The 20,282-nt window shown below is 46.2% G+C and carries 20 protein-coding genes; 6 read left to right on the plus strand and 14 right to left on the minus strand.

All coding sequences use genetic code 11. From position 1 onward, the window contains the following. Positions 1-76: 76 nt before the first annotated feature. The 4 genes from LZG74_RS05230 to LZG74_RS05245 form a co-directional block, all read right to left on the minus strand. Positions 77-484: a cytochrome c gene (locus tag LZG74_RS05230; protein ID WP_233795542.1), complete on the minus strand. Its 408-nt coding sequence runs from the start codon at positions 482-484 to the stop codon at positions 77-79. Beyond that, positions 484-1,650, minus strand: coding sequence for a PQQ-dependent sugar dehydrogenase (locus LZG74_RS05235; RefSeq protein WP_233795543.1), 1,167 nt, complete (start codon positions 1,648-1,650; stop codon positions 484-486). Before LZG74_RS05235 ends, LZG74_RS05230 begins: the two co-directional genes overlap by 1 nt. Before the next feature lie 83 nt (positions 1,651-1,733). Next, entirely contained in the window at positions 1,734-2,729 is a 996-nt protein-coding gene (locus LZG74_RS05240) for an aldo/keto reductase (RefSeq protein ID WP_233795544.1), read from the minus strand. Positions 2,730-2,853: 124 nt separating this feature from the next. Beyond that, positions 2,854-5,136 (minus strand): GH92 family glycosyl hydrolase, encoded by a 2,283-nt coding sequence (locus tag LZG74_RS05245; RefSeq protein ID WP_233795545.1) that lies wholly within the window; start codon positions 5,134-5,136, stop codon positions 2,854-2,856. Between the two features lie 222 nt (positions 5,137-5,358). Between LZG74_RS05245 and hslU the strand changes: the two genes are divergently transcribed. Then, positions 5,359-6,756 carry an ATP-dependent protease ATPase subunit HslU gene (gene hslU, locus LZG74_RS05250; RefSeq protein ID WP_233795546.1) on the plus strand — a complete coding sequence of 466 codons (1,398 nt, stop codon included), beginning with the start codon at positions 5,359-5,361 and terminating at the stop codon, positions 6,754-6,756. Positions 6,757-6,849: 93 nt separating this feature from the next. Here the strand turns inward: hslU and LZG74_RS05255 are convergent, their stop codons facing one another. The 3 genes from LZG74_RS05255 to fmt are packed head-to-tail and all read right to left on the minus strand — an operon-like array spanning position 6,850 to position 9,118. Continuing rightward, positions 6,850-7,638, minus strand: a complete 789-nt coding sequence (locus LZG74_RS05255; protein WP_084439634.1) for an alpha/beta hydrolase — start codon at positions 7,636-7,638, stop codon at positions 6,850-6,852. A 41-nt stretch (positions 7,639-7,679) separates the two neighbouring features. Further along, positions 7,680-8,177, minus strand: a complete 498-nt coding sequence (locus LZG74_RS05260) for a dihydrofolate reductase (protein ID WP_233795547.1) — start codon at positions 8,175-8,177, stop codon at positions 7,680-7,682. A gap of 20 nt (positions 8,178-8,197) precedes the next feature. After that, entirely contained in the window at positions 8,198-9,118 is a 921-nt protein-coding gene (gene fmt / locus LZG74_RS05265; protein WP_255698961.1) for a methionyl-tRNA formyltransferase, read from the minus strand. Positions 9,119-9,350: 232 nt separating this feature from the next. On the opposite strand from fmt, the gene greA reads away from it, so the two are divergent. The 5 genes from greA to LZG74_RS05290 all read left to right on the plus strand — a co-directional run bounded on the left by greA (position 9,351) and on the right by LZG74_RS05290 (position 13,800). Next, a complete protein-coding gene (gene greA, locus LZG74_RS05270) occupies positions 9,351-9,833 on the plus strand; it encodes a transcription elongation factor GreA (protein WP_026630790.1) in 483 nt (160 codons plus the stop codon). A gap of 97 nt (positions 9,834-9,930) precedes the next feature. Continuing rightward, positions 9,931-10,263 (plus strand): hypothetical protein, encoded by a 333-nt coding sequence (locus LZG74_RS05275; protein ID WP_233795549.1) that lies wholly within the window; start codon positions 9,931-9,933, stop codon positions 10,261-10,263. A 54-nt stretch (positions 10,264-10,317) separates the two neighbouring features. After that, positions 10,318-11,388: a M20/M25/M40 family metallo-hydrolase gene (locus LZG74_RS05280; RefSeq protein ID WP_233795550.1), complete on the plus strand. Its 1,071-nt coding sequence runs from the start codon at positions 10,318-10,320 to the stop codon at positions 11,386-11,388. A 72-nt stretch (positions 11,389-11,460) separates the two neighbouring features. Beyond that, positions 11,461-12,513: a PA0069 family radical SAM protein gene (locus LZG74_RS05285; protein ID WP_233795551.1), complete on the plus strand. Its 1,053-nt coding sequence runs from the start codon at positions 11,461-11,463 to the stop codon at positions 12,511-12,513. An 18-nt stretch (positions 12,514-12,531) separates the two neighbouring features. Further along, positions 12,532-13,800 carry an exo-beta-N-acetylmuramidase NamZ domain-containing protein gene (locus tag LZG74_RS05290; RefSeq protein ID WP_233795552.1) on the plus strand — a complete coding sequence of 423 codons (1,269 nt, stop codon included), beginning with the start codon at positions 12,532-12,534 and terminating at the stop codon, positions 13,798-13,800. On the opposite strand, the gene LZG74_RS05295 is transcribed toward LZG74_RS05290, so the two are convergent. The 7 genes from LZG74_RS05295 to LZG74_RS05325 form a co-directional block, all read right to left on the minus strand. Further along, the gene (locus tag LZG74_RS05295) at positions 13,791-14,441 is read right to left on the minus strand and encodes a hypothetical protein (RefSeq protein ID WP_233795553.1); all 651 of its coding nucleotides are present in this window, start codon (positions 14,439-14,441) and stop codon (positions 13,791-13,793) included. The two genes, LZG74_RS05290 and LZG74_RS05295, sit on opposite strands and share 10 nt — an antisense overlap. A 4-nt stretch (positions 14,442-14,445) precedes the next feature. Next, entirely contained in the window at positions 14,446-15,489 is a 1,044-nt protein-coding gene (locus LZG74_RS05300; protein WP_233795554.1) for a hypothetical protein, read from the minus strand. 18 nt (positions 15,490-15,507) lie between these two features. Next, the gene (locus LZG74_RS05305) at positions 15,508-16,209 is read right to left on the minus strand and encodes an NRDE family protein (protein ID WP_233795555.1); all 702 of its coding nucleotides are present in this window, start codon (positions 16,207-16,209) and stop codon (positions 15,508-15,510) included. After that, the gene (locus LZG74_RS05310) at positions 16,197-16,685 is read right to left on the minus strand and encodes a DinB family protein (protein WP_233795556.1); all 489 of its coding nucleotides are present in this window, start codon (positions 16,683-16,685) and stop codon (positions 16,197-16,199) included. Before LZG74_RS05310 ends, LZG74_RS05305 begins: the two co-directional genes overlap by 13 nt. 423 nt (positions 16,686-17,108) lie before the next feature. Then, positions 17,109-17,843 (minus strand): LytTR family DNA-binding domain-containing protein, encoded by a 735-nt coding sequence (locus tag LZG74_RS05315; RefSeq protein ID WP_233795557.1) that lies wholly within the window; start codon positions 17,841-17,843, stop codon positions 17,109-17,111. A 193-nt stretch (positions 17,844-18,036) separates the two neighbouring features. Next, a complete protein-coding gene (gene eat / locus LZG74_RS05320) occupies positions 18,037-19,371 on the minus strand; it encodes an ethanolamine permease (protein WP_233795558.1) in 1,335 nt (444 codons plus the stop codon). 115 nt (positions 19,372-19,486) lie between these two features. Beyond that, a complete protein-coding gene (locus LZG74_RS05325) occupies positions 19,487-20,272 on the minus strand; it encodes a phosphatidylinositol-specific phospholipase C/glycerophosphodiester phosphodiesterase family protein (protein ID WP_233795559.1) in 786 nt (261 codons plus the stop codon). Positions 20,273-20,282 lie beyond the last annotated feature (10 nt).

Raw genomic sequence — 20,282 nt, forward strand, 5'->3', positions numbered from 1 at the left:
GCATTCGGTTTTATATAAAAAGAAAAAAACAGGATCGTTTATGGCGATCCTGTTCTATATCAAGCTTTTGGTTAACTTATTTCTTCTCTTTGATTTCGTCAACCATTTTCTCCGTTATCATTTTCTTTTCGGACGAGTTTCCCCAGGTGTTCATAATGTAGTTCGTAACATCGGCAATTTCGTCATTGCCCAAACCCGGGTTCGGCATCATGTTATCATAGTCCACATCATTCACCTTAATCTTACCGATCAGCCCATATTTGATCGCTTTGATCGCCAGTTCCGGCGTTTTCATCAGATAATCCGATTTTGCCAAGGGCGGAAACGTGGCCGTTACGCCTTCGCCGGTGCCCATGTGGCAGCTTATGCAGTTTTCGGAATACACCATTTTACCCCGCTCAATGCTTTTGGCAAGCTCATCGTCCTGCGGCAACATGGCCGAGCAGAAAACCGCGACCGTTAGTAATGCGAAAACACTCTTCATTATGATTTTGGGCTGATGCGGACAACTTTGCCTGAATTTTCAAGCACCACGTAAATATTGCCGTCCCATGCCTGGCGCACATCCCGCACACGACCTATTTTATCAAAAATAATTTCGCGGCTGATCACTTTATTTCCTTTAACTACCAAATGTTGCAGATACATGAATTTGAGGGAGCCAACCAGCAGATCGCCATTCCAATCCTTGAATTTATCGCTCGTAACGAATGTCATTCCACAGGGCGCTATGGACGGTTTCCAGTAAACAACCGGCTGTTCCAGACCTGCGCGTGCAGTGTCTTTTGAAATAATGCTGTTATCATAATCGATCCCAAAAGTGATCAGCGGCCAGCCGTAATTTTTGCCTTTTTCAATGATATTAAGCTCGTCGCCTCCCTGCGGACCGTGTTCATGCTCCCAAATCACGCCCGTAGCCGGGTGAATAACCATTCCTTGCGGGTTGCGGTGGCCATAAGTCCAGATCTCGGGTCTTGCACCAGCTGTTTTTACGAAGGGATTGTCGGTGGGAATTTTGCCGTCTTCATGCAAGCGGATCACTTTGCCCTGATCTTTTCCAAGATCCTGCGCATTTTGTTTTTGTCCGCGCTCGCCCAGGGAAAGGAAAACGTAACCTTTTTTATCAAATACAATGCGTCCGCCATAGTGCGGGCTTCCCTTCACATTCGGGATGGCCTTGAATAATGGCTGGATGTCGGTTAATGCATGGTCTTTCAATTTTGCACGCATCAAGGCGGTGTTCGCGCCGCCATCTTCACCATCTTCACCCGCTGCTTTTGGGGAAGAATAGCTGATGTAAATCCAGCCATTGGTTTTGTAGTCGGGATGCAATGCAACGTCCAGCAAGCCGCCTTGTCCTTTGTAAAAGACTTCGGGAACGCCTGTGATTTCCTGGGGATCAAGCTTTCCGCCTGTTACCAGCCGCAATTTTCCGCCGCGCTCAGTAACCAGCATATCACCGTTTGGCAACAAGGCAGAAGCCCATGGCATGGTAAGTCCTGATGCAACCGTGTCGACTTTCAGGTTAGCTTCCGAAAGTTTGCCGGGTTCAAGACCGCTGTTACTCATTAATCCGATGGAGGCGGTAAGCAGTAAACCTCCCAATGCGACGGGAAGATATTTTTTAAGGAAAGGAATGTTTTTGTTCATAATGTTGGATAAATATGCCTGATTTTGATTCGTGGTGAACATGTCAAAGATAGCGAAAAGAAAGGCCTTGCGGCCTTCCCTCCTTATTTAACTAAATGGAGTTTATCCAATTCTGCGGTGATCGTATTGATCTCTTCCGCACTCAGCAAAATGTCGATCGCAGCCGCATTCTGCAATGCCTGAGTGGCATCCCGCGCACCAACGAGCGCAATGCTGATGCCCGGCTGTTCTACCGTCCATCGCAGCACAAGCTGGCCAAGTGTTGCGTTTTTTGTTTCGGCAATGGGCTTGATCTTATCCAGGAATGCATTGACGCGTTCCAGGTTTTCATCTTTATAAAAATGAATGGAAGCCCGGTGATCGTCCGCAGCGAATTTGTGGCCCGGCTTCATTTTTCCAGTCAGTAATCCGCGTTCCAAAGGACTGTAAGCCAATATGGATTTGTTGTTTTCAATGCAGTAAGGCACCAATTCTTTCTCAATTTCCCGCTTCACCATGCTGTAAGGAACCTGGTCCGAAACGAGATCAATGTATTGCGCCGCTTCGCGCATGAGTGCTGCGTCATAATTACAAACGCCCGCATGCCGCACTTTGCCTTGCTGGATAAGCTGAGAAACAGCCTCCATAGTTTCCTCGATCGGCGTGGTCTTATCGTGCCAGTGGATTTGATAAAGGTCAATGTAATCCGTTCCGAGGCGTTTCAGGCTGTCTTCACATTCCTTAATAATGCTGTCTTTGGCTGCATATTTATAAATGTCAATGTCCTCACCTGCATTGTTTTTGCTATGCATGGCAAAATCACCTTTCGTAAGGTCCCAGCGCATCCCGTATTTGGTCAAGATCTGAATCTTTTCCCTGGGCAAATCTTTGATCGCTTCACCAACAATTTCTTCACTTAATCCCTGCCCGTAAACAGGCGCCGTATCTATGGAGGTAACCCCGGCATGGTATGAAGCCTGGATGGCCTTTACAGCTTCGCTTCGCTCGGTTCCGCCCCACATCCAGCCGCCGGCTGCCCATGCACCAAAAGTGATCACCGAAACTTCCAGGTCAGAGTTTCCTAGTTTCCTGTATTGCATTTTTAATTGATTTAGTTTTTTGGTTTGTGTCAAATAATTATTCCACTTCCCGGTTTGCCAGACCTAAAAAGTGGAATAATTGGAAATTGTCCTGGTGCGTAACCAGATTATAAAGCAATAACTTCTATTTGGTCAGCGAAAATGGCGCTGCATCCGCAGCTACACCCCAGGTTTTGGAAGGCTGAGCGCCCATATTGAACTGAACCGTTCCGCCTTTTTGAATGTCGGCATGTTCCAGGAAGGTCTTGCCATATGTTTTACCATTCAGCGAAGCGCCCTGAATGTACATATTGGCATCATTCGAAGCCGGAGCTTGGACTATGAATTTCTTACCGTCTTCCATCGTTAATGTGGCTTTTTTGAAAAGCGGCGAGCCGATCACATACTGCGTTGTTCCGGGTGTTACCGGATAAAAGCCCAGCGAAGAGAACACATACCAGGCCGAAGTCTGGCCATTGTCTTCATCCCCGCAGTAACCGTCCGGCGCTGCCTGATAAAGCTTGTTCATAACCTGGCGCAGCCAATATTGAGCCTTATAAGGTGCTCCTGCATAGTTGTAAAGGTAAATCATATGCTGGATCGGCTGGTTTCCATGCGCGTAATTACCCATGTTCATGATCTGCATTTCGCGGATTTCGTGAATGGGGAATCCGTAATAACTATCGTCAAAAATAGGGGGCAATGTAAAAACCGTATCCAGTTTCTGAACAAAAGCTTCTCTGCCGCCAACCAAACCAATTAAGCCCTTAACATCCTGAAAAACAGACCAGGTGTAGTGAATGCTGTTCCCTTCGGTGAATGCATCGCCCCATTTGAACGGGTTAAATGGCTTTTGAAATTGTCCATCCTTCATCTTTCCGCGCATCCATTTCGTTTCAGGATCAAATACATTGCGGTAATTCTGGCTTCTTTTCAGAAATAGATCAACTTCTTTCTGAGGCTTTTTCAAAGCTGTTCCCAATTGGGCTATACAAAAATCTGCATAGGCATATTCCAGCGTACGCGCTACGTTCTCATTCACTTTTACGTCGTAAGGCACATAACCGAGTTCGTTATAATATTCATGACCAAAACGGCCTACTGAACTCACCGGGCCTGCATTCTCGGTGTTTTTGATTACGGCTTCGTACAGCTTATTAATGTCATAACCGCGGATTCCCTTAATGTAGGAATCTGCGATCAAGGATGCAGAATTGGAACCGATCATACAATCGCGGTGGCCAGGGCTGGCCCACTCGGGCAGGTAACCGCTTTCGTCATAAGCGTTGGCCAAACCTTCCATAATGTGCGCATTAAGCGTTGGGTACATTAATGTGAAGAATGGGAAAACCGCCCGGAATGTATCCCAGAAGCCGTTATCCGTAAACATATAACCTGGCTTCACCTCGCCGCTGTACGGGCTGTAATGTACGATCTTGTTGGCTTTATCAAATTCATAAAACTTCCTTGGGAACAAAAGCACCCGATAAAGGCACGAATAGAATGTGCGGATCTGGTCCTTGTTATCACCCTCCACCTGTATACGCGACAGCTCCGCGTTCCACGCCTTGCGCCCTTTTTCTTTGGTGGCCTCAAAGTTGTCACCCGCAATCTCGCGCTGCAAATTAAGCTCTGCCTGCTCCGGACTGATGAACGAAGAAGCTACCTTCAGTCCAACTTGTTCGCCTTTTTTTGTTTTGAAACCAACAACCGCACCCACGTGGCCCGCTTTCAGTTCCAAAGTGTCTTTGGCCAATGTCTTTCCATGAAATGCCGAGGAGAATGTAAATGCTTTGTCAAAAACGACCACGAAATAGTTTTTGAAGTTAGCCGGCACGCCTCCGCTGTTTTTGGTGGTGTAACCAATGATCTTGCGTTCAGCAGGGATGATTTTAATGTAAGAACCCCTGTCAAATGCATCGATCAGCACAAATGAGCTGTCGGCTTGTGGAAACGTAAAACGGAATTGCGCCGCTCTTTCCGTAGGCGCGATCTCCGTCGTTACGTCGTGATCGGCCAGGTAAACCTTGTAGTAATGGGGCTTTGCCACTTCGGCCTTGTGTGAAAACCAGCTTGCGCGGCTTTCCTCGTCAATTTTCAGCTTTCCCGTGACAGGCATGATCGAAAACTGGCCGTAATCATTGATCCAGGGACTTGGCTGGTGGGTTTGTTTGAAACCGCGGATTTTCTCAGCGTCATACATATACGCCCAACCATCGCCCATTTTGCCCGTTTGCGGCATCCAGAAATTCATTCCCCAGGGCAGGGCTATGGCAGGATAGGTGTTACCGGATGAAAGGCTGAATTTGGACTGCGTTCCCATCAGCGGGTTCACCAGGTCCACGGGATTGTTATCAGCCGGAGTCTGCGCGAAAAGGAGAGGAGTGCTTGCAACCAGAATGTAAAGGGCTTGCAGGATTTTTTTCATATTATAAACAAATCTTTTTACAGAAACTTGAAGAGAAAACAAAGGTAATGGAAGGCTATGTACAAAATGTAAACGCGCAAAAGATTTCCCGAAACACGCCAGCATGACATTTTGTACCGGCATAGTTCTTTTCAGCAATCTTGAAAAGCATGGCCTCTTTTTTCGGAAAACATGGCCATTTTTGAGTAAAACCAATAATAATACCTATCGATATTAAATCACATGACTGAACACTTAAATCGCCTAACCCCGCGTCAGATCGTTTTCGAGCTTGACCAATACATCATCGGACAAAATGACGCGAAGCGCAATGTTGCGATCGCATTGAGGAACCGTTGGAGGCGAATGAATAGTCCCGAGGATATACAAAAGGAAATTATTCCCAACAATATATTAATGATCGGCGCTACGGGTGTGGGCAAAACAGAGATCGCACGCCGCCTTGCCAAAATCGCAGATGCGCCATTTGTGAAAGTGGAAGCATCCAAATTTACCGAAGTAGGTTACGTAGGCCGGGACGTGGAAAGCATGGTCCGTGACCTGGTGGAGCAGGCTGTGGGCATGGTGCGGACGCAGAAAAAAGAAGAAGTAAAGCTCAAAGCCGAGCAGGCTGTGGAGGACATTATCCTTGATGCCCTGATCCCGCCCGTTCATGGTTCGAGTTCAGTTAAAATCCAACCGGACAACAACACGTCCGAAGTAATGCCTGAGAACGATGCTGAGCTTAACCAGCGGACCAGGGAACGTTTCCGTGAAAAGATCCGCAACGGCGAGCTCGACAGCCGGAAGATAGACATTGAAGTGCAGCAAAACCAGGCACCTAATGTAGGCATGATCGGCGGCGCAATGGACGATGTTTCGATGATGAACATTCAGGAAATGATCGGTAACATGATGCCGCGTCGAGGCAAAAAACGCAAAGTGACCGTCGAAGAAGCCAGAAAAATCCTTTTGGATGAAGAAGCTTCCAAGCTGATCGATATGGACGAGGTGAAAATGGAGGCGATCAAGAAAGCGGAGAACCTGGGGATCATTTTTATAGATGAAATTGATAAAGTAGCATCCAGCAGATCGGGCGGAGGCGGCGGCCCGGATGTAAGCCGCGAAGGCGTTCAGCGCGACTTGCTTCCGATCGTAGAAGGAAGTGCCGTAAATACGAAACACGGCGTGATCAACACGGACCACATTCTTTTCGTTGCAGCCGGTGCATTCCACGTTGCAAAGCCTTCGGACCTTATCCCTGAATTACAAGGACGTTTCCCCATCCGCGTGGAACTGAACAGCCTTACTGAGGCCGATTTTTACCAAATCCTGAAAACCCCGAAAAACGCCCTTACTAAACAGTATGTGGCCATGATGGAGTCAGAGGGCGTTGAATTGGAGTTTGAGGATAGCGCATTGAAAGAGATCGCGAGGATCGCTTTTGAAGTGAACAGCGAGGTTGAAAACATTGGCGCGCGTCGTTTGCAAACCGTAATGAGCTTGTTACTCAATGATTTCATGTTCGACATTCCGGACGTTATCGGCGCCGATTCACACATTGTTGTGACAGCGGAACTGGTTTCAGAAAAGCTTTCTGCCCTGGTGAAGAACAGGGACCTGAGCCAATATATCTTATAATAGCTTATTGACAAATGAAAAAGGGAGAGCTGGCCAATGCGCCGCTCTCCCTTTTCTGTATTAATGCGATCAAAATCAATGTGATCAAGGATTTTATTCTTCAAAAAACAGCCATCTCAAAGCCGTAGGAAATTCTTTGCTCCATTGTTTTTCCTCATGCTCTCCCTCGGGATCGACCGAACTTTTAATTTTTACACGCTTATAACCAAAGCCTTGGTTTTCAAGCGTCTTATGTAATTTTTCAAAGTTGGGTAACATATTAGCGCCTTCCTTGCCACCAGCGTATAAGTAAATCCGTGTTTCAAACGGCTCGAAAAAGTGAATAGCGTCAAAATAAACCTTCTGCGAAATCCAGAGCGACGGCGAAAAGATCATCAGGCGTCCGAAAACGTGTGGGAACATCAGCGCCGCATAAATGCTGAGCAACCCGCCCACCGAACTTCCACCCATGCCCGTGTTCAAGCGCTCGGGCTTGGTGCGGTAATGGGCATCTACGTGCGGTTTAAGCGTTTCAGCAACAAAGCGTAGAAATAAAGAGCCAAGTCCTTTTCCCAGGCGTGGGTTGTCGTAAGGAGAAAATTCATTGATGCGTTCTTCATCCCCATGGTCAATCGCCACGATAATTACGCCTGCTTTATTTTCCCTGGCCAGTTCAGCCAGGCTTTTATCGATTTCCCAGTTGCCGTAAGGCGAGCCTTCACCAAAAAGATTCTGCGCATCCGTCATATATAGGACCGGATAACGCTGCTCCTGGTTTTCGTAGTAATCGTGGGGAAGCAGAACGTGAACACGCCGCTTTTTTTTGAGCTGAGGAATTTCAAATGTCTCGGAAAGCACCTCAATAATAGGTGATAGTGCTGTTTTTTCTTCTAAAACTTGCATTGCGCTGATAATCACTGTGGGTTATGCCCCAAAGGTACTTATTAAAATTTTTGTTTAATGTAATTTACAAATTCAAATTTCCATTTATGCCGCTCATCTGCCTCACGCACAATCCGCTCCGTTTCTTTCCACGAGCCGGGATCGGTGATTTCAAAGTAAGTGTCTCCATCGATAATTGTTTTGACTTCCGTTACATATAGCCGGTCTGCAAGCGGCAGCGACTGCTTATAAATTTCGCCCCCACCGATCACAAATGCTTCCGATCCTTCCAGGCTCCTGGCAACATCCAGCGCCTCATCCAGCGAATGCGCAACGAGAATGCCTTCCGCATTAAAATCCTTCTGGCTCGTGATCACAATAGAAGTCCGCCCGGGCAAAGGTTTGCCGATGGATTCAAATGTCTTCCGTCCCATGATCATCGGATGCCCCAGCGTGAGCTGCTTGAACCGTTTCAAATCGTCCGGCAAGCGCCAGAGAAGTTCATTATCCTTTCCGATAACGCCGTTTTCCGATACGGCAACAATGATTGAAATTTGCATTATGTAATGTTAGATTTTGGTCACAGCCTATTCCCCCGCAAAAAATCCCCGATCTCCATCCGTTTCTTACCTTCCAGTTGCAAAACATCGATGGATAGCCAGCCGTCGCTGGTTTTGAAGTAGAGATAGGATTTGCTGTCTGTCCGGAACTGGCCTGGGGTGTCGCTGGCTTCAAACTCGACGATGCTCGATTTGAAGATTTTGCACGACAGTCCGTTAAGGGTTGTCCAGGCGGCGGGGTAGGGAGAAAGGCCGCGAATGAAGTTATGGATTTCTGATGCGGGTTTTTGCCAGTCGATTTCGCAGGTTTCCCGGAAAATTTTGGGGGCGGTGCGGATTTCGGCGGGCTCTTCCTGCGGTTCCTGCGGATAATTGCCTGCCTCGATCGCTCTTACAGTCTTTACAACTAGTCTCGCGCCTTTTTCCATCAATCGTTCATATAAAGAGCCCGCGTCATCTTCCCGGTGGATGGGTTCCTTATCCTGGAAAATAACCTTTCCGGTGTCAATGTCTTTTTCAATAAAGAATGTCGTGACGCCGGTTTCGGTTTCCCCGTTGATGACGGCCCAGTTAATGGGCGCCGCGCCGCGATATTGCGGGAGGAGTGAACTGTGTAAATTGAATGTTCCTTTCGGTGGCATGCTCCAAACGACTTCGGGCAGCATGCGAAATGCGACCACGACCTGCAAGTCTGCTTTATAGGATCTGAGCTCTTCTAGAAACTCAGGATTTTTCAATTTTTCGGGTTGTAAAACGGGAATGCCCTGTGCTTCTGCGTATAGCTTAACAGGCGATGCGGTTTGCTTCTGTCCGCGGCCTGCGGGCTTGTCGGGAACAGTTATGACAGCCACAACATTAGAATTGCTTTCGACCAGACTTTTTAAACTCGGGACCGCAAATTCGGGCGTTCCCATGAAAATTATTCTTAACGGGGTTGACATAGTTTGTTACCGCTTTTGGATAAAAAATGGTGATACCATTTACAAATATTGTTATTTTTGTCGTTCTTAACAGAAAATTATGATACAGACGAAATCATATACGAACCGAAAAGATAAGGTTTTCTAGCCTTCTACTACGAGTGTTGTAACTCTTGTAGAGCGGTCTTAGAGCCGTTCTTTTTTTTTATTCAAACTTTCAAAAATTTAAAGGATTGTAAACCAATTTAAGGTCATGGCTAAAATTTCATACTATACGGAAGAAGGATTAAATAAGCTGAGGAATGAGCTGAATGATATGAAAACAAAAGGCCGCACGGAGATTGCAAAACAGATTGCAGAAGCGCGGGATAAGGGCGATTTGAGCGAGAATGCAGAATATGACGCGGCGAAGGATGCGCAGGGAATGCATGAAATGAAAATTGCCAAGCTTGAAGAGATCATGTCCAATGCGCGGGTGATCGATGAATCATCGATTGACACTTCGCAGGTTGCGGTGCTTTCCAAAGTGAAGATCAAAAACCGGAAAAATGGAATGGAAGTGACATATACTTTGGTTTCAGAAGAAGAGGCGGACCTGAAAACAGGCAAGATCTCCGTGGGATCGCCGATCGGGAAAGGTTTGCTGGGTAAAAAAGTAGGAGATACAACGGAAATTAAGGTTCCTGCGGGATTGATGGAATTTGAAGTCCTGGATATCAGCAGGTTCAGCGAGTAATTTCATAAGACATAAATAGGATGTTGGATTGGAGAATGTTGGATCATTCGCAATCCAACATTTTTGTTTTAAATTGGTTTGGATCCCAGTCACCGCTATGAAATTCAAAGGGTTTTTATTGAATGTTTCTTTCCTTTGGGTGGAGGGTATGGCGTTGTTTCCATTCATTTTGGTTAAAAGAAAACCATGTAGCCGCTTCCTGATCAACCACGAGCAAATCCATTTGCGGCAACAGCTTGAATTGGGTTTGATTGTCTTTTATATTTGGTATTTTGCCGAATATTTAGTCCGCCTGATCCAGTACAAAAAACATTATCTCGCCTATCTCCACATTTCTTTCGAGCGGGAGGCATATCAGCATCAGGCCGATCTGGATTATCTTAAAAAAAGACGGTTATGGGCTTTCTGGGGCTATTTGAAACAACATTAAGCGCTGATTAAGGCGTTGTTTAACAGCATTTTTTAGTAAGTAATTTTGATAAATATGTCAGACCAAAGCAGAGAGTTTCTTTATAAATACCTGAACAATGCATCGCCGACCGGCTTCGAAGCAAGCGGTCAGCAGATATGGCTGGATTACATCAAGCCTTACATTGAAGACACCATTGTGGACGTCTACGGAACGGCTGTGGGCGTGATCGGCGGAGGCCAGGACTACAAAGTTGTAATCGAAGCACATTCCGATGAGATTTCGTGGTTTGTAAACTACATTACAGATGACGGTTACATTCATGTGCGCCGCAACGGAGGCTCGGATGCGATCATTGCACCTTCCATGCGCGTGAATTTGCACACGGCAAAAGGCGTTGTAAAAGGCGTTTTTGGCTGGCCTGCGATCCACGTCAGGGACGTCGCCAAAGATGCCGTTCCCAAAGTGCATGAATTATTCATCGACGTGGGCGCCTCCAAAAAGGACGAAGTTTTCGAAATGGGTATTCACGTGGGAACGGTTGCCACGTTTGCAGACGGGCTGGATGAATTGAATGACAAATATTACCTGGGACGCGCACTGGACAACAGAATGGGCGGTTTCATGATAGCCGAAGTGGCGCGGATGCTGCATGAGAATAATGTTCGATTGCCCTTTACATTATATGTGGTGAATGCCGTGCAGGAAGAGATCGGATTACGCGGAGCGGAAATGATCGCGCGCCGTTTGAAGCCCAATCTGGCCATCGTTACAGATGTAACGCACGACACGCAGTCGCCCATGTACAATAAGAAGGAGCAGGGCGATCTAAAAAGCGGCGGCGGGCCGGTAATCTGCTACGGACCTGCTGTGCAGAACAATGTGCGCGATATGCTGATCCGCATTGCCGACGAGAAAAAGATCCTGTTCCAGCGCCAGGCAGTAAGTCGTTCGACAGGAACCGATACGGATTCATTTGCCTACTCAACCGAAGGCATCGCCTCGGCGTTGATATCACTTCCGCTGAAATACATGCACACCACCGTGGAAATGGTTCACAAAGAGGACGTTCAGAATGTAATCCAACTCATGTACGACGTATTGCTGTCGCTAAAAGGCAACGAGGATTTCAGATATATAAAATAATGATTGACCGGGTCGCCGGGCGATGAGTGACCCGGTCAATCATTCAAAATTACACTTCATCATCATCAACAAATGGACAACAGGGCTAGGGGCCGGGGGGCTGCTATTAACACCCACAACAAATTTTTTAAGCATGAAATAGAATACACGTCGGAGGATTGGCAGCAGTGGGAAGAACCGGCGCTGAACCCGAAAACGCAGTTTATCGAAGAGCATTCCAAAACATTGCTCAGCGTTACGGATAGCCCGGATCTGGGTCATTTTCATTCCATTAATCCTTATCGGGGCTGCGAACACGGGTGTATTTATTGCTACGCGCGCAACTCCCACGAATACTGGGGCTATTCTGCCGGGCTGGATTTCGAAACGAAGATCATTGTCAAGAAAAACGCCCCTCAGTTGCTTGAAAAGCTTTTCAATTCGAAAAATTGGGAGCCTAAGGTCATTCATTTTTCAGGAAACACGGATTGTTACCAGCCTGGCGAGAAAAAATATCGCTTAACCAGGCAAATGCTGGAAATCTGCCTCAAATATCGCAATCCGGTGAGTGTTTTGACCAAAAATGCTTTGGTACTAAGGGATTTGGACGTGTTGGAAAAGCTGGCAAAGCTGAACCTGGTACACGGCGCAATTTCCATCACATCATTAAATGAAGACCTGCGCGGCGCATTGGAACCGAGGACTGTGACGGGAAAACGCAGGTTACAGGTTGTGAAGGCCCTGCACGAAGCGGGTGTGCCGATGGGCGTAATGACGGCGCCGATCATTCCGGGATTAAATGATCACGAAATTCCTGCAATTGTGCAGGCGGCCGCTGAAAACGGCGCATTATGGGCCAATTATACGATTGTGAGGCTGAATGGTACCATTTCCACTTTGTTTGACGAATGGATCCATCACCACTTTCCTGACCGCGCGGCGAAAGTCTTGAACCAGATCTCGGAATGTCACGGAGGCAATCTGAATGACTCTCAATTTGGTCGGAGAATGGTAGGCGAAGGTAACTTTGCAGAAAATATCAGGCAGCTTCACGCGCATGCCTGCCGTAAATATTTCAAGGACAGCGTATTGCCAGGCCTCGATACGACGCAATTTATGCGGGCGGGACAAATGCGCTTATTTTAAAAATTAATCCTGAATCCAATGAAATCAATTTCCACCTTACTATGCCTCACACTATGCATCTGCTTGTTTAGCAACTGCGTTAACTCTTCCTCACAAAAGACGCCTGCCATAACGGAAGGTGATTCTTTAAATGTTGGTAAGAACACGGTTGCACCTGCCAAAGCACCGGTTACAGGTGCGGATCAGGTTTCGGAATATCTGGATTATCTGAAAGGGAAAAAGATCGGGATATTGGTCAACCAGACTTCCATCATTGGGAAAACGCCGATTGTGGACAGCCTGGTGGCATTGGGTGTCAATGTGGTGATGATATTCGGTCCGGAACATGGTTTTCGGGGAACGGCCAGCAACGGCGATAAAGTGAGCGACAGCGTGGATCCTAAAACGGGCATCCCTGCGATTTCGCTCTATGGCAAGCAAAAGAAGCCTAGTAAGGAACAAATGGCCGGTATAGACCTGATGATCTTTGACATTCAGGACGTTGGGGCTCGTTTTTATACGTATATCAACACATTAGGACATGTGATGGAGGCGTGCGCCGAGACAAACAAGGAAATGCTCATCCTGGACCGCCCTAATCCGAACGGTTTTCTGGTGGACGGTCCGATCCTGGAAGATCATTTGCGTTCGGGCATCGGGATGTATAAAATTCCCGTTTCGCATGGCTTGACCATCGCCGAATTTGCGCAGATGATCAATGGCGAAGGCTGGCTGCCGAACAAAATGCAATGCAAATTGAAGATCATTAAAGTGGCTAACTATGACCACCAAACGCCATATACATTGCCGATCATGCCGTCGCCAAACTTGAACACACAGCAGTCTGTAATGCTTTACCCGCATATCTGCATGTTTGAAGGCACCATTATCAGTCAGGGACGCGGGACTTACATGCCCTTTACCATTTTAGGCGCACCGTTACTGAAAGGAAAATACGATTTCGTTTTTAAGCCGAAAAGCATCAAAGGAATGAGCGAATCGCCATTGCACATTAATCAGGAGTGCTATGGACTGGATCTGCGGAAATACGACATTGCTAAACTCGAAAAAGCAGGAAAACTGAATCTCGCATGGATCATGGATATGTACAAAGCCTATCCTGACAAAGCCAGGTTTTTTGACATGAGCCAAAGCAAGCAAATGGGTAACTTCGACAAATTGGCCGGCACTGAAAATTTAAAAAAGCAGATTATTGCTGGTGTTTCTGAGGAAGAGATTCGCAAAAGCTGGGAGCCCGGACTGGGAAATTACAAGGATATGCGCAAGAAATATCTGATCTATCCCTGAGTTTGGTAATGTTTTTTATAAAACTTAAATGCCTGAAAAGCAGCCAATAGCAGCATTATGGCCGGAAAAAAGTGGTAAGCCAGCTGCGAACTGAACCCCGAGGCTTTTTGAAAAAGCTGTTGGAAAAATAACACAAAAACCAGGATGCCGCTGAAAGTTCCGACTGATGTGCCGGTTACGTAAGCATACTTTCGTCTGCCTTTTACATTGATCAGTGCTGCGTTGATCAGATATACATTCCAGCCAGTCCAGAATGGAACCTGAACAAAATTGATCGCATTGAGAAAAAGCCCAAGCACCAGCGGGGGATAGGCAACCAGGAAATGGCTTGAAATGTTGTCGCCCGTGGAAGCATTCGCTGGCTCAGTATAAAAGGATAGTGCGATCAGCACAATGAATATGATGGAAAGCAATTCCGCCGCTTTGACGATTTTTTCATGATTAAGCAGCCATTGCGCGCCTTTAAGCGTTAGCAGGATGAGGAAAAACTCAATAGTCACCACGCCCAGCAAAAAGGAGATCAGCGCAGGTAAGCCTTGCGTATCAAACACTTTAAGTGCTACAATGTTGATATAGCCCATTGGTAATGAGCCTACTAAGCTGACCAGGAATCCGACGCCCAGATTTTTCAGACTTCTCATTATTTCAAAAGTTCTCTAATTTCCGCACGTGCAGGCTGTTTTGCCTGAACATTTCCAGACCTTCCTGAAACGTCAGAAAAGGAAATCCTTTTTTGTAGTTCTGCATGCTGATCCTGAAAAGCATTCCGAAATGTCTGCTAATTTCTTTCCAGGCTACGAAAATGGATTGTCCGGGATCGTAAATGTGCGTGGGTTCGCTGCCTGCGCCATTGAGCTCAATGATGGAAATGTTTTGTCCATTTTCAAGTTCTTCCCATGTGTTATATTTGATATCCAGCCTCCCATAATAGAAGTGCGGCACCTGGGTGCAGAGCTTGTTGATGGTTTCGGTGAGCCGGTCTGTTGCGAGATGCGTTGCATTGATAAACCTGGAACCCCGCGCATGGTTTCCATAAGGGACCAGATTAACCAGTTCACCGCGTGCCGGAACGTCGAGCAATTTTTCACCATACATTCTGGAAAGCGCACCCAATTGTATATGGTAACGCGGATTGCTTTCAACGAGATTTCTTAAACTCGATTTTCCGTCACCAGTCACGATGAGATATTCTTTGGCAACTATCCCGGTAATTTTTCCCTGGCTTTGATCCGGCTCGCGGACGTAGAAAATCCCTACTTCGTTGGGCAAGTCTACAAACTCCTGGATCAGAAAGTTAAAGTCAGCCTTTTTGAAATACATTGCAAGATCTGCATCCGTTTCCAACTTTTGCACAGCCATTCCGCGCATTCCGATATCCGGTTTAGCGATCAGCGGATAATGTAACCCGACCCGGACACATTCTTCTGCAACCGTTTCAAAAATATCACCAAGCCTTACCAGCATGGTTTTTGGATAATACTGCGCGGGAAGGATATCATAAATTTCCTTTTTCGATTCCATTAGAAAACCACCATTCTTGATGGTCGGATTTGATGCATTGAAGAAAAAGAAAGACCTAGCCCTGAAGGAGTAATAAAACCAGACGAAGTGCATCGGAATGTAAACGATGCCGAATGGCCAGTATTCCCAATGCGTTAATTTATGAAGCAGGAGTGCAAATTTTTTCAAAAAAGAACGGTTAAATAATTACAAATGGGTTGGAAATGACGCTTCTTCCAGCAGATCGTAATGAAAGAGCGCCGCTTTATTTTGTTCAATGACCGTTTGCGTTATGCTGAACGTTTTCATGATATCGTTTTTGTTGATGATCAATCCGTTTTCTTCATTTCCATTGCCCGCGTACATATGAAAATGCTTCATGTCCTCGGCATCAATGTCCTCCTTACCGGCCACGAAAGCGGCCAGCCATTCTTTCCTTTCTTCTTGTATTTCTTTGGAATAAAGTGTTGAGGATGACCAGATATGGTTGTCAGTCGCATCGAGTACACTGGTCTCTTTTTGTATAAAATCCCAGCGAAGCTGATACAGCTTTCCCTGTTGCATCAAGATGATGGTAAATGGCTCTATACCCGTCAGATTATAAGTATGCCATGTGTCGATCGGCGAAGATCCGGCAATGATATCGAGCAAAACCAGCCCCCGGCTTTTTACATAACTGCCTCTTGAAATGTGCCGCATTGCTGCGCCATTGAGCAAAACGCCCACATTGGCAGCCTCGTCCGTGACAAACCAGGTCCCGCCTGCTTGCGGATCTTTCGGGAAAGTGAGCCGCTTACCGTGAACTATATAGGACTGCGGCGATAGGGAAGCAGGACGGTTCACGTGTTCGTCGCGGTTGGACGTAATGATTGCCCGGCCATTCGCCCAAATGTATGTTACTGTGCACATTGCTTTTTGAATTCAATAGTGGAAGGTGCTACACCAAAATTCTCGTGAACCTGCAAATCGCGCATGCCAACGGTAGCGACTTTAATTAGTGCCTGGTGATGAATGCAATGTTCGAGATTATAAAGCAACTCCCGATGGTAATTGGATTGAAGTGTAATGTGCTCACCCGCGATCCGTTGCGCTAACATAAGCTGCTTATCCGGCTTATTAATCGACTTCCTGACTTTTTCTACACATTCCCTGGCGTAATCCGGCAAAGTTTCGGTGAGCGGGTTCCGGCAACGGTTGTCGTAATTGATCGTGCCCTCGTTGTATTGATTGATCAGGCATTCAAACAGCTCAATAATGTGCCTGGTATGCTGCCCGATCGTAGAACCGCTGAGTTGGGGGCAAGGATAATTGTACTGATCGGCGGAAACTTGACTGAGAAAATGATCGATTTCGTCCAAAGTGTGTCGTACTGCCTGGATAAGCATATTGAAAAGCGGAGTTAAAAATTAGGAATAGGACTTTTGAAAAATCCTCCTAAAATATTATTCCACGCATTAAAATAAGATTAAAACAAAACATCCCAGGGAATGTATTCCCGGGGATGTCTAATTATTCTCAACGATATTAAAATAAAAAAAACTAATGGTAATGATTTAGTTTAGGTTATGTCGGCGCATCATGGTCGATGCTATGCAGAAAAATCTCAGTTTACACCATTTACGTTTTTGTAAATCAATTGGATGCCTGAACTTCAAAATTTTTTTATTAAAGGTTGAAGTTCAGGCTGCTGGTAACTACTAATAGTTAAAATAGAAGAGGGTTCTTACGTGGTGTAATAATAATTCGTAGTGAGCTTGCAGGCAAAATAATGGGGTGAAGCAGTCATTTTCCGGGGTGAAAGTCGGAAATCATGAGAATGTCTTCACGCGGCTCAGCAGCTCGTTCCTGTTATCGTTCGTGATCGGGATCTCGATGTCATTGATCATTACATGAATGTAATTGATGGATGTAATGGCATTGAGATTGATAATAAACGACTTATGAACCCTGAAGAAGTAATTTGCCGGCAATTGCTGCAGCATGTTTTTCAATGTTTCCCGGATCGTATATTTCTTTTTCTTGGTGTGCAATTCGAGATAATTGTCGTCACTGCGGATATAGAGGATGTCTGCAAGCAGGATTTTGGTAAACATGTGCTTCTCCTTGATGAAAAGCGCATCCTTAATGACCGTAGAATCCTGCTTTTCTTCCTCGTTGGATTCACCTGCCAAGGCCGCAAGGCGATAGTTTTTCAAAGCCAGCTTTACCGCCGTGTAAACAGTGATTTTTTGACAGGGCTTTTGAAGAAATGCGTGCGGGGAAGCCTGCAAAGCGGCGTTTACAATCGCAATGTCTTCATGACTTGAAAGGAACAGAAACGGGATTTTAAAATTTTCCCGGATGTAATGCGCAAGATCGATCCCGGTTTGGTAACCATTGATACTGATATCGAGAACCGCAAGATGAAAAACTTTGGTATTCAGCAGCTCGACGGCCGAATTGTAGTCTGTTGCAACGTCATTCGCCTCATAACCGAAGCCATTAAGAAGATATTGAAGATGTTTTGCAACAACCAGATCGTCCTCAACAATTAAAATGTTCATTCTTGACTATAAAATGGAGACCCGCGCTTTAAAAATCAGGGCTTTAGCGCAAGGGCAATGTTAATGTTTTTATGATGTTTCAAATTTGAGATAACCGTTGAGTAAGAATTCCAGTTTAATATACGAATTAGTTAAGCGTTGCGACCATTTTGATGAAACTATTTAGTAACCGGTAGATGCTAAACGAAGATTTTTATTTTAAATGTTCGGTTCCCGCCATGCCGTTTTCGACCACCTTATGCCTGCCGGTTGCCATATACAGAATGGTCACTAATATCAATCCCGCAAAAAACCACAGGCTCAGCAGAACATTGTAATAAATGATCGCGATAAGGCACACGATGGATAAAACAAGTGCGATCAATGGAAAATAGGGGTAAGCCGGCACTGTGAAAGGGCGTTCAAGTCGGGGTTCTTTGCGGCGAAGTGCAAAAAGTGCGGCCATGCTGATAATGTACATAACTACGGCTCCCAATGCGGCCAGAATAATCACCTGGTCCGTGGTTCCGAGTTTCAGCGCTACGCAGCCGGCGAGGCCGCCCGCTATCAAAGCCCAGTGTGGGGTCTGAAACCGGGCATTGACATTTCCTAAAAATGACGGCAACAAGCCCGCCCTGGCCAATGCAAAGATTTGCCGTGAGTAACCGATGATCGTCCCGTGAAAAGACGCGATCAGCCCGAATAGTCCCAGACTGGCAAAAAGCTGTGTAAGCGCACTGTCGCGTCCCAGCACGATGCCTAGCGCAGCGGGAAGCGGATAGTCGATCTCGCTGAGCAGCCGCCAGTGTGCGACGCCGCCGGTGAAAATCATTACTGAAAGCGCCAGCACAACCAATGTAAGTATCCCATAAATGTAGCCGCGTGAAATGGTCCGTTTGGGATCCTCCACTTCTTCGGCCACCATCGCTACGCCTTCAATGGCAAGATAAAACCAGATGGCAAACGGCAACGCAGCAAAAACGCCCGGCCAGCCGAATGGCATCGGCTCGGTAACAAAGGTTTCGTAAGAGAAATGGGGCGCTACGATGCCAATGTATATCAGCAGCTCGCCCACAGCAAGCAATGTTACCACGAGGGAAAACATGGCCGACTCTTTGATCCCAAGTAAATTAATCAGAATAAAAATCACATAACACGCAAAAGCAACGTCCAGCACTTCAAGTGACGGATAAAGGAAATGCGTGTAACTTCCCAGCGCGAACGCAATAGCAGGCGGCGTTACCAGGAATTCCACGAGGGTGGCGTAACCTGCGACGAGGCCGCCCAGCCATCCAAAAGCCCTTTGTGAATATGAAAAAGGCCCGCCAGCTTGCGGGATGGAAGTGGTCAGTTCGGTAAAACTGAAAATGAATGTGACGTACATTAGCGTCACTACCAGGGTTGCGATCAGAAAACCCACTGTGCCTGAAACGCCCCAGCCATAGTTCCAGCCAAAATATTCACCCGAAATAACCAGCCCGACGGCGATGGCCCAGAGATGTATTGGTTTTAAAACTTTTTTAAGCGCAGCGTTTTGATCGGATGACATGCAGGGAAAGGTTGGTAGGTTAGAAAACAATACAATACAATATAACCTATAACTCCCCGAACGCCATTCAATACTATTGAATATTGTAAAGTTGCCTAAATTTTATTTTGAAATGTCAGCGTGGTGCAGTTCTGAGGTAATCTCCCATTTCCTTCACTTTATCGGTATTAAGGTAATCTACACCCAAAGTCATCATGATTTTCCATGAATTAATGTTGTCGGGTGTTGCCCACAGCCGCATTTTTTTTCCAAGATCGTGCGTTTGCTTAATCACTTTCTGAATCGCTTTCTTGTCTTTTTCCGGTAATGGGCCTTCTCCATTCCATTTCGAATATTTCGCAAATCCCTGACTGATCAGGCCAATGCGTTTGAGCTGCTCCGGCGTGTAGGTGATCTCAGGACGGCCATCAAAAAATATGAAATCGGGATATTTATTAAAATTGGCAGGATCGGGCGTGTTGCCGCTGACCACGATTGTGAGGTTGCCGTCAGGCGCTAAAATGTGCTTATGCGGTTCTAGTTCTTTGACCAGTGCAGCCAGCGTTTCCGTAGCGCTGGTTTTCAAATCGATCAGAAATTGAAGGGGAACGTCTTTTTGCGGATAAATGCTGCCGCCATTCTTTTCTATTTTAGTCAATATAGGCTGAATGTAAAGCGTGTTTAATGTTCTTTTGGGATGAATGTCTTTGAGATTATGCGCCACGAAGAGCGTATCATTTACCAAAAATAAGTCCGCTTCAATTGAGCCGAACTGCTGATCGATCGCATCATAAAATGCGCCTCTCCGTTCGTAATCATTGTGGGAATGCGCCTGCGCTGTGGTGTAAGCTTTAATGTCCTGAGCGTCCAACATCCTGGCACAAAGCAGAATGAGTACAAGTAGCGTAACGATTTTTTTCATGGAATGTGGT

The sequence above is a fragment of the Dyadobacter sp. CY327 genome, assembly GCF_021390415.1.
Taxonomy (GTDB): Bacteria; Bacteroidota; Bacteroidia; order Cytophagales; family Spirosomataceae; genus Dyadobacter; species Dyadobacter chenhuakuii.

Bases quoted from the DNA above. Each gene is read 5' to 3' on its own strand.
- LZG74_RS05290 (WP_233795552.1), top strand. From the start codon at position 12,532: ATGAAATCAATTTCCACCTTACTATGCCTCACACTATGCATCTGCTTG.
- LZG74_RS05230 (WP_233795542.1), bottom strand. From the start codon at position 484: ATGAAGAGTGTTTTCGCATTACTAACGGTCGCGGTTTTCTGCTCGGCC.
- LZG74_RS05280 (WP_233795550.1), top strand. From the start codon at position 10,318: ATGTCAGACCAAAGCAGAGAGTTTCTTTATAAATACCTGAACAATGCA.
- hslU (WP_233795546.1), top strand. From the start codon at position 5,359: ATGACTGAACACTTAAATCGCCTAACCCCGCGTCAGATCGTTTTCGAG.
- LZG74_RS05260 (WP_233795547.1), bottom strand. From the start codon at position 8,177: ATGCAAATTTCAATCATTGTTGCCGTATCGGAAAACGGCGTTATCGGA.
- LZG74_RS05315 (WP_233795557.1), bottom strand. From the start codon at position 17,843: ATGAACATTTTAATTGTTGAGGACGATCTGGTTGTTGCAAAACATCTT.
- LZG74_RS05285 (WP_233795551.1), top strand. From the start codon at position 11,461: ATGGACAACAGGGCTAGGGGCCGGGGGGCTGCTATTAACACCCACAAC.
- LZG74_RS05295 (WP_233795553.1), bottom strand. From the start codon at position 14,441: ATGAGAAGTCTGAAAAATCTGGGCGTCGGATTCCTGGTCAGCTTAGTA.
- greA (WP_026630790.1), top strand. From the start codon at position 9,351: ATGGCTAAAATTTCATACTATACGGAAGAAGGATTAAATAAGCTGAGG.
- LZG74_RS05310 (WP_233795556.1), bottom strand. From the start codon at position 16,685: ATGCTTATCCAGGCAGTACGACACACTTTGGACGAAATCGATCATTTT.
- LZG74_RS05325 (WP_233795559.1), bottom strand. From the start codon at position 20,272: ATGAAAAAAATCGTTACGCTACTTGTACTCATTCTGCTTTGTGCCAGG.
- LZG74_RS05255 (WP_084439634.1), bottom strand. From the start codon at position 7,638: ATGCAAGTTTTAGAAGAAAAAACAGCACTATCACCTATTATTGAGGTG.
- LZG74_RS05240 (WP_233795544.1), bottom strand. From the start codon at position 2,729: ATGCAATACAGGAAACTAGGAAACTCTGACCTGGAAGTTTCGGTGATC.
- LZG74_RS05245 (WP_233795545.1), bottom strand. From the start codon at position 5,136: ATGAAAAAAATCCTGCAAGCCCTTTACATTCTGGTTGCAAGCACTCCT.
- LZG74_RS05275 (WP_233795549.1), top strand. From the start codon at position 9,931: ATGAAATTCAAAGGGTTTTTATTGAATGTTTCTTTCCTTTGGGTGGAG.
- fmt (WP_255698961.1), bottom strand. From the start codon at position 9,118: ATGTCAACCCCGTTAAGAATAATTTTCATGGGAACGCCCGAATTTGCG.
- LZG74_RS05305 (WP_233795555.1), bottom strand. From the start codon at position 16,209: ATGTGCACAGTAACATACATTTGGGCGAATGGCCGGGCAATCATTACG.
- eat (WP_233795558.1), bottom strand. From the start codon at position 19,371: ATGTCATCCGATCAAAACGCTGCGCTTAAAAAAGTTTTAAAACCAATA.
- LZG74_RS05235 (WP_233795543.1), bottom strand. From the start codon at position 1,650: ATGAACAAAAACATTCCTTTCCTTAAAAAATATCTTCCCGTCGCATTG.